The sequence below is a fragment of the Streptomyces sp. NPDC054841 genome (assembly GCF_053611045.1).
Window position 1 is genome coordinate 25,991 of record NZ_JBSGZO010000050.1, and the last position, 6,319, is coordinate 32,309.

Below are 6,319 nucleotides of genomic sequence, written 5' to 3' on the forward strand. Positions count from 1 at the left end.
GCGCGGCCGGCCGGGGGTTGCACCCGCAGTGGCGAACGCGGCGCGGGTGCACGGACGTTCAGCGTGCGTCGAGCCGGAAACTCATCCGTCCGAAGCTCACCATGTCGCCGGCCCGGACCACGACCGAGCCCGTCACACGGCGGCCGTTGACCGTGGTGCCGTTGGTCGAGCCGAGGTCGCGCAGCACCCAGAGCCCGCCGCGCAGGGTCAGTTCAGCGTGCAGGCGCGACACCGTGTCATGGCTGAGCCGCAGCCCGTTGGACGGGTCGCGGCCGATGCGCAGCGGATACGGTCCGGGCTCGGGCAGCAGCAGCGGGGGCAGCCGCTCGGCCTTCCAGGCGCGGCGGAGCCGCACGGAGAACGCGGACACCTTGCCCACCGCGCCGAACAGCTTCTTCGACAGGCGGCCTTCGCTGTGCAGGTCCGCGGTGAGCGCCCGCAGTTCGTCGGGCCCGCGGGCGGACAGGGCGAGCTCCATGCGCCGCATGAACGTGTCGTGCGACAGCTTGCCCTCGACCGCGCCCTCTCTGAGGATTCCGAGCACACGGTCCCGCTCGGCGTCGGAGGGCCGAGCGGGATACGTCTGGAACTCGAAGGAGGACGTCACAAACGTGATTGTCGGGCTGCGTGGCCCGGGTGTCCAGAAGGGCCGGGCAAGATCACTTCCACCCACCCCTCCGCACGTATGCGCGAAAAGCGCTGGACGTCCCACCCGGTGCCGTCTAGCGTGATCATGACGCCCGTGACCGACGGAAGGAGGCGAGTGCAGTGCAGACCACACGATCCCCGCGCTCCCGCCCCGTCCGCCCGGCGTCCACCGTCTGACCGGGAGCGTTTCACGCACATCCCTTCCCGGAGGACTTCCTCATGACCGCTGTGACCGGTCCGGTCATCCGCGCGCTCTCCGAGAGCGACGCACATCTCTTCGACGCACTGCCCGACCCGCTCGGTGTCGGCCACGCGCTGGCCCGTGCCACGCACCGCCCCGAGTGGAAGCGGGTCGCCCTGCGCGACGGCAAGGTCGTCGCCCGGGCCGCCTGGTGGGGCGGACCCGACGACACGTCACCCGTCAACCTCAACTGGTTCGACGTCGCCGAGGGCGAGGAGGAGGCGGGCGCCGACCTGCTGCGCACCTCCCCGTTCCGGGTCGAGTACGAGCTGATCCTGCCCGCCGGCTGGCGCGCGGACCCGGCGCTCCGGGCTGCGGGCGAGGCGCGGCTGCGTGCCGCGGAGGCGGCCGGGATGAAGGTGCTCGTGGAACGGTTCCAGTACCGGTGGACGCCGGAGTGCGGGCTGCCGGAGCGGCCCGGGCGACTGGAGTTCCGGCCGGAGCCCGACGACGAGGTGATCCTCGACGTCCTGCGCCGCGTGCACTCGGCGACGCTGGACGCACACGCCCTGCACGCGATCGCCGAGGGCGGCCTGGACCAGGCCGCCCAGGAGGAGCTGGACTTCTTCCACTGGTGCCCGTCGCCGCGCGAGTGGTGGCGGCTGGCGTTCACGCCGGACGGCGAGCTCGCCGGTCTGCACATCCCGGCGCACAACCCGTCGGGGCCGTGCATCGGCTACATCGGAGTCGTGCCGGAGCAGCGCGGCCGGGGCTATGCGTACGACCTGCTCGCCGAGTGCACGCACTTCCTGGCAGAGCAGGGTGCGGAGTTCATCGCCGGCGCGACGGACCAGGGCAACTTCCCGATGGCGGCGAACTTCACGAAGGCCGGGCATCCGGTCGTACAGGAACGCATCCATCTCGTGTGAGTCCGAGGCATCCGGCGTATTGATCGGGCTCGGGGGTGTCCGTAGGCTCCGGGCACCCCCGAGCTGATGGCGAGCGGCCCATGGTGATGGACGATCCCCGTACGGAGCCGCAGATCCGCGTCGGCGGCGGCTGGATATCCGGGCTGGTGCTGGCCGGACTCGGTCTGTACATGGCCTTCCTGACCCCGATTCAGGTGCTGCTGGCCGAGCAGATCGACGCCGTCGACCCGTCGGGGAAGGAGGTCGCGCTCGGCTGGGTCACCGGCGTGGGCGCGCTCGTCGCCGTCGTGGCCAACCCGCTGGCGGGTGCGCTCTCCGACCGTACGGGCGGCCGCTTCGGCCGCCGTCACCCCTGGATCCTGGGCGGGGCGGTGGCCGGTGCGGCCGGACTCGCCGTCACGTCGGCGCAGACCACGATCGTGGGGGTGACACTCGGCTGGTGTCTGGCGCAGCTCGGACTGAACGCGATGCTCGCCGGCACCAATGCCGTCGTCCCCGATCAGGTACCGGTGGGGCAGCGGGCCGCGGTCTCCGGCTGGATCGGTGTCCCGCAGACGCTGGGCCTGGTCGTGGGCGCACTGCTGGTGACGACGGTCGTGACGGGGACCGCGGCGGGCTATCTGCTGCTGGCGGTCCTGGTGGTGCTGGCCGCGCTGCCGTTCGTGCTCCTCACCCGTGATCCCCAGGTGCCGCGCGAGGCCCGGCAGCCGGTGCGGCTCGCCGACTTCTGGGTGAGCCCGCGGGCGTACCCGGACTTCGGCTGGGCCTGGCTGACCCGCTTCCTGGTGATGCTCGGCAACGCCATCGGCACGCTGTACCTGCTGTATTTCCTCAAGGACGCGGTGCACTACGCGAATCCCGACGAGGGCGTGCTGATCCTCACCCTGCTCTACACGGCGGGGGTGGTCGTGACGGCGATCGGCGGCGGGGTCGTCTCGGACCGGTCGGGGCGGCGCAAGGTGCTGGTGTCGGTGAGTTCGGTGGTGATGGCGGTGGCATCGCTGCTGCTGACGTTCTGGCACACCTGGCCGGTGGCGATGGGCGCGGCGCTGCTGCTGGGCCTCGGCTTCGGGGCGTACATCGCGGTGGACCAGGCGCTGATCACACAGGTGCTGCCGAGCGCCGGCGACCGTGCCAAGGACCTGGGGGTCATCAACATCGCCAACTCGGCTCCCCAGGTCCTCGGTCCGGCGCTCGCCGCGCCGATCGTGGCGTACGCGGGCGGCTACGCGGGCCTGTATCTCACCTCCGCGGTGGTGACGGTCATCGGCGGGATCCTGGTGTGGCGGATCCGCTCAGTGCCCTGACCGTGCCGCCCGCTGGGCCCGTATGGCGTCCCGGTACCAGGCGTACGACGCCTTGGGCGTCCGCTCCAGCGTCTCGTAGTCGACGTGGACGAGCCCGAAGCGCTGCGAGGCGCCCTCCACCCATTCGATGTTGTCGGTCAGCGACCAGACGAAATAGCCGCGCACGTCCACCCCTTCCTCGACGGCGCGGTGCAGGGCCCGCAGATGGCCGTCCAGGTAGGCGATACGGCGCGTGTCGTCGATGCCGTCGTACGAGCAGCCGTTCTCGGTGATGTGGACGGGCGGGAGGCGGTCTCCGTAGCGCTCCTTGAGGGTGACGAGGAGTTCGCGCAGGCCGTCGGGGACGACGGGCCAGCCGAAGTGGGTGCGTTCGGCGTCCTCGATCTCCCGCAGTCCGAAGGGGAGTTCGGCGGGCATGCCGAGACCCGCGTACGAGTCGAGGGCGTCCGGGGCGGGCGCGCCGACGAGCATGGGGTTGTAGTAGTTGACGCCGTACCAGTCGAGGGGCTCGGAGATCACGGCGAGGTCGTCGGCGACCGGTCCCGGCATGAGGGCGTCGAAGCCCTCGGGGTAGCGGCCGGTGAGGAGCGGGTCGGAGAAGAGCCGGTTGGTGAGGGTGTCGTAGATCTCGGCGCCCGAGCGGTCCTCGTCGCTGTCGCTCGCGGCGCGTACCGGCGAGTGGGAGACGGCCAGGCCGATGTTGCCGGCGCCCGCGGCGCGCAGGGCCTGGACGGCGAGGCCGTGGGCGAGCAGCTGGTGGTGGGCGGCGGGCAGGGCGTCGAAGAGGAGCTTCTTGCCGGGGGCGTGCTCGCCGAGTGCGTAGCCGAGCAGGGTGACTTCGGCGGGTTCGTTGATGGTGATCCACATGGGGACGCGGTCGGCGAGGCGTTCGGCGACGGCGGCGGCGTACTCGGCGAACCGGGCGGCGGTGTCGCGGTTCAGCCAGCCGCCGGCCTCGTCCAGGGGCAGCGGGGTGTCCCAGTGGTAGAGCGTCGGGGCGGGGGTGATGCCCTGGGCGCACAGTTCGTCGACGAGACGGTCGTAGAAGCCGAGCCCCGCGGGGTTGACGGGGCCGCTGCCGCCGGGGATCACCCGGGGCCAGCTGACGGAGAACCGGAAGGCTCCGGCGCCGAGTCCGGCGAGCAGGGCGACGTCCTCGCGGTAGCGCTCGTGGAAGCCGGTGCCGCGGGAGGCGTCCGCGCCGTCCTTGACGCGGCCGGGCTCGGCGGCGAAGGCGTCCCAGCCCGAGGGGCCCTTGCCGTCCGTGTCGGCGGCGCCTTCGGTCTGGAACGCGGACGCGGAGGCGCCCCACAGGAAACCGGGAGGGAAGACAGGCAGCGATGTCGCGGAGGGCGATGTCATGACCGGGACACTAGTACCGGCGAGTACAGCGCCTGAAGACCCCGGAGTTGCCAGGATGGGTACGAGTGCCGCCGACACGACAGGGGATCGATCGCCAGTGCTGTTCGAGGTATGGGCACCGTACGCGCGGGACCGGGTCGCGCTGTGGCTGGAGGGCACCGAACAGTCGATGGACCGCGACCCGGAGCGGGCCGGGTGGTGGACGGCCGAGGCGGAGGCGGACGACGGCGCGCGGTACGGCTTTCTCCTCGACGGCGGCCCGCTGCTGCCCGATCCGCGCTCGCGCCGCCAGCCGGAGGGGCCGGACGGGCCGAGCGCGGTGGTCGCACCGGACGCGTACGTCTGGCGCAGCGACGACTGGCACGGCCGGGAGCTCCCGGGCGCGGTCCTCTACGAACTGCACATCGGCACATACACGCGCGAAGGCACCCTGGACGCCGCGGCCGGGCACCTCGGCGAGCTGGCCGAACTGGGGATCACCCATGTGGAACTGATGCCCGTCTGCCCCTTCCCGGGGACGCACGGCTGGGGGTACGACGGGGTGTCGCCGTGGGCCGTGCACGAGCCGTACGGCGGACCCCGGGCACTGAAGCGCTTTGTCGACACAGCACACGGTCTCGGCCTGGGAGTCGTCCTGGACGTCGTCCACAACCACCTCGGGCCGTCGGGAAACCATCTGCCCGCCTTCGGGCCGTACTTGACCGAGACCCACCACACGCCGTGGGGCGCGGCGATCAATCTCGATGCCCCGGGCTCCGACGAGGTGCGCGCGTATCTGATCGGCAGTGCGCTGGCCTGGCTGCGCGACTACCGCGTGGACGGGCTGCGGCTGGACGCGATCCACGCGCTCGCGGACAGCCGTGCGCTGACGTTCCTGGAGGAGCTGTCGGCGGCGGTCGACCGTTTCGCGGCGGACGTCCGCCGGCCGTTGTTCCTGATCGCCGAGTCGGACCGGTGCGATCCCCGGACGACGACTCCGCGCGAGGAGGGCGGACTCGGTGTGCACGCGCAGTGGAACGACGACTTCCATCACGCCCTCCACACGGCGCTGACGGGCGAATCCCACGGCTACTACGCCGACTTCGCGCGCGCCCCGCTCGCCGCGCTCGCGAAGACCTTCGGCCATGTCTTCTTCCACGACGGTACGTATTCGACGTTCCGGGGCCGCACGCACGGACGGCCCGTCGACCGGACCCGGACACCCGCGGGGCGCTTCCTCGGCTACGCCCAGACCCACGACCAGATCGGCAACCGCGCCCTCGGCGACCGGCTCTCCGCCCAGCTCTCCCCCGGGCTGCTGGCCTGCGCCGCCGCACTCGTACTGACCGGGCCGTTCACCCCGATGCTGTTCATGGGCGAGGAGTGGGGCGCCGGTACGCCGTGGCAGTACTTCACCGACCACACCGATCCCGAACTCGCGGAGGCCGTACGTCAGGGCAGACGGCGCGAGTTCGCCGCGTCCGGCTGGGCGGCTGACGACATCCCCGACCCGCAGGACCCGGCCACCCGCGAACGCTCCTGTCTGGACCGCGGCGAGCGCGAACGCGAGCCCCATGCCCACCTGCTGGCCTGGCACCGCGAGCTGATCGCCCTGCGCCGCGGCCAGCCGGATCTGTCCGACCCGGACCTGGCGGCGGTCCGCGTCGCCTACGACGAGACGGCCCGCTGGTTCGTCTTCCGCCGCGGCGACCTGCGGGTCGCGGTCAACCTCGGCAAGGAGCCCGCCGCGGTCCCGCTGGGCGGCGGGAGCCGGGTGCTGGCGGCATGGGACCACGTCCGGCCGCCCGGCGAGGACGGGGTGCTGGAGCTGCCGGGCGAGTCGTGTGTGGTGCTGGCTGACGAGTGACGTGCGCTGCGCGGCTGGGGCGCCGCCTCATCCCCCGCCGGGGCTC

At 72.2% G+C, this 6,319-nt stretch carries 5 protein-coding genes; 3 read left to right on the forward strand and 2 right to left on the reverse strand.

The features are described 5' to 3' along the window. Window positions 1-58: 58 nt before the first annotated feature. On the reverse strand, window positions 59-607 hold the full coding sequence (locus tag ACWGI8_RS10410) for an FHA domain-containing protein (RefSeq protein WP_453659720.1): 549 nt from the start codon (window positions 605-607) through the stop codon (window positions 59-61). 269 nt (window positions 608-876) lie between these two features. Between ACWGI8_RS10410 and ACWGI8_RS10415 the strand changes: the two genes are divergently transcribed. Both ACWGI8_RS10415 and ACWGI8_RS10420 read left to right on the forward strand, forming a co-directional pair. After that, window positions 877-1,758 carry a GNAT family N-acetyltransferase gene (locus tag ACWGI8_RS10415; RefSeq protein WP_453659726.1) on the forward strand — a complete coding sequence of 294 codons (882 nt, stop codon included), beginning with the start codon at window positions 877-879 and terminating at the stop codon, window positions 1,756-1,758. An 80-nt stretch (window positions 1,759-1,838) separates the two neighbouring features. Further along, window positions 1,839-3,065 (forward strand): MFS transporter, encoded by a 1,227-nt coding sequence (locus ACWGI8_RS10420; protein WP_453659721.1) that lies wholly within the window; start codon window positions 1,839-1,841, stop codon window positions 3,063-3,065. On the opposite strand, the gene ACWGI8_RS10425 is transcribed toward ACWGI8_RS10420, so the two are convergent. Further along, window positions 3,054-4,427, reverse strand: coding sequence for a GH1 family beta-glucosidase (locus ACWGI8_RS10425; RefSeq protein WP_453659722.1), 1,374 nt, complete (start codon window positions 4,425-4,427; stop codon window positions 3,054-3,056). The two genes, ACWGI8_RS10420 and ACWGI8_RS10425, sit on opposite strands and share 12 nt — an antisense overlap. A gap of 97 nt (window positions 4,428-4,524) precedes the next feature. On the opposite strand from ACWGI8_RS10425, the gene treZ reads away from it, so the two are divergent. Beyond that, a complete protein-coding gene (gene treZ / locus ACWGI8_RS10430; RefSeq protein WP_453659723.1) occupies window positions 4,525-6,273 on the forward strand; it encodes a malto-oligosyltrehalose trehalohydrolase in 1,749 nt (582 codons plus the stop codon). Window positions 6,274-6,319: the final 46 nt, after the last annotated feature.